Consider the following 1,909-nt stretch of genomic DNA (forward strand, 5'->3'; position numbering starts at 1 on the left):
GCCTGAAGCGGCTTGCGTAGCGAATGTTGTCGGCAAGCGCGGGCCCATCGGCAAAGAACAGCGCGTCGAACTTGCTTGCCTCGGCCTTTTTCGCCAGTTCCTGATAATAGGAGATATCCAGCACTCTCTCAGGGGCGGAATCCTTGTAGCGCCAGCCGGCTTCATGATGGCCGCCAGGATAGATGAAAAGGTTGAGGTTCAACTGTCGTTTTTCGGCGGGCATATTTCTGTCCTTCTGGGTGGTGATGCTGAGCGACAAGTCTTGGGCCGTTCAGACGGGCAGCACAGGTTTTGTCTCGACACCGAGATGACGCAGAAGTTCGGAGCGGATCTCGCCGAACCGGCGATCGCCATGATCGCGTGGCGTGGGGACATTGATTGCGATGTCGGCGACGATCGCGCCATTGTCGAGCACCAAAACACGGTCCGCCAGCGTCACGGCTTCGTCCACATCATGGGTGACCAGCAGGACGGCCGGCTGGTGACGGGCGCAGAGCTGACGCAGCAGATCGTGCATGCGCAGGCGGGTCAGCGCGTCCAGTGCGCCGAACGGCTCGTCCGCCAGCAGCAGCTCAGGATCACGAACCAGCGAGCGCGCCAATGCCACCCGCTGCTGCTCGCCACCAGAGAGTTCGACTGGCCATGAGTTCTGGCGGCCGCTCAGGCCAACCTCTTCGAGAGCTACCCGTCCGCGTTCGGCGGCGTCCGGCAGGTCGAGACCAAGAACCACATTCTCCAGCACTCGTTTCCATGGCAATAGTCGGGCATCCTGGAACACCACCGATTTCTTATCGGGTGTTTTGAGTCGGCCGGAGCCGGAGACTTTGTCATCGAGATCGGCGAGAGCGCGCAACAATGTACTCTTGCCCGAACCGCTACGGCCGAGAAGGGCGACGAACTCCCCTTTATCGATGTCGAGGCTGAGGCCGTCGAGGATTGTTCGCGGCCCGAAATTTCTCACAAGGCTTTCGACCCGCACCACGGGCGCGCCGCTCAATCCGCCAAGGTGCGACGCCATGCCAGCGACCTTTCCTGGAAGAAGCGGACGATGCCGTCGGAGGCGAGACCGAGCAACGCGTAGACGACGAGGCCGACGATGATGATGTCGGTCTGGCCGTAGTTGCGTGCGAGATCGATCATGTAGCCGATGCCGCTGGTGGCATTGACCTGTTCGACCACCACCAGAGACAGCCAGGCATAGGTCACCGCGAAACGCAGGCCAAGGAAAAACCCTGGAAGGGCGCCGGGCAGGATGACCTGGCGGATGAATTCGCCGTAGCCCATTCGCAAGGTCTGGGCCAGTTCGACATAACGGCTGTCTATGCTGCGCAAGCTGCTGTGGGTCTGGATATAGATCGGGATCAGGACAGCCAGCGCGATGGCCGTCACCTTCATGCCCTCGCCGATGCCGAACCACAGCATCAGCAGCGGGATCAGAGCGAGCGTCGGTATCGCCCGCTTGATCTGAACGGGGCCGTCGATAATGGCCTCGCCAAGCCGCGACAAACCTGAAATGAGAGCAAGGACGGTCCCGATCAAGACTCCGAACACCAGCCCCTGTGCTGCCCGCCAGGCAGACGTCATCAAATGATGCTGAAGCTTCTCTTCGGCGATGAGATCGATGGCGGTGCCGACAACCGACCAAGGCGCCGGCAGCGTTCTTGGATCGATCAGGCCGGCGATACTGCCGATGGACCAGATCACAAGAAGAAGTGCGGGCCCGATCAGCGCGCCGAACGGGATCGTTCGCCCAAGTGCGAGTCGCCTCGTCCCGGTCTTGCGTGGCTCCACAGCGGGCGGGATCAACAACCTTTGATCCGATGCGGCAGGAAAGGCGGGGGCAACTGCGGCGGTGTTGGAGAAAGCGTTCATCGGTGGCGTCTCCGGGGTCGGGGAGCAGGCGTCAGGA

Annotated in this window: 2 protein-coding genes and 1 pseudogene; all 3 read right to left on the minus strand. The window is 61.6% G+C overall.

What is annotated here, in order from left to right; translation table 11 throughout:
• Positions 1-223: pseudogene (locus tag EOC94_RS33225) on the minus strand (LLM class flavin-dependent oxidoreductase); the annotation flags it as partial.
• 48 nt (positions 224-271) lie between these two features.
• Positions 272-1,018 carry an ABC transporter ATP-binding protein gene (locus EOC94_RS33230; protein ID WP_127295852.1) on the minus strand — a complete coding sequence of 249 codons (747 nt, stop codon included), beginning with the start codon at positions 1,016-1,018 and terminating at the stop codon, positions 272-274.
• A complete protein-coding gene (locus EOC94_RS33235) occupies positions 994-1,872 on the minus strand; it encodes an ABC transporter permease (RefSeq protein WP_127295853.1) in 879 nt (292 codons plus the stop codon). Before EOC94_RS33235 ends, EOC94_RS33230 begins: the two co-directional genes overlap by 25 nt.
• Between the last annotated feature and the right edge of the window lie 37 nt (positions 1,873-1,909).

This window comes from Mesorhizobium sp. M6A.T.Ce.TU.016.01.1.1, assembly GCF_003997065.1.
In the GTDB taxonomy this organism is placed as follows: Bacteria; Pseudomonadota; Alphaproteobacteria; order Rhizobiales; family Rhizobiaceae; genus Mesorhizobium; species Mesorhizobium mediterraneum.

Coding starts and splice junctions, on each gene's coding strand:
- EOC94_RS33230 (WP_127295852.1), bottom strand. CDS start 1,018: ATGGCGTCGCACCTTGGCGGATTGAGCGGCGCGCCCGTGGTGCGGGTC.
- EOC94_RS33235 (WP_127295853.1), bottom strand. CDS start 1,872: ATGAACGCTTTCTCCAACACCGCCGCAGTTGCCCCCGCCTTTCCTGCC.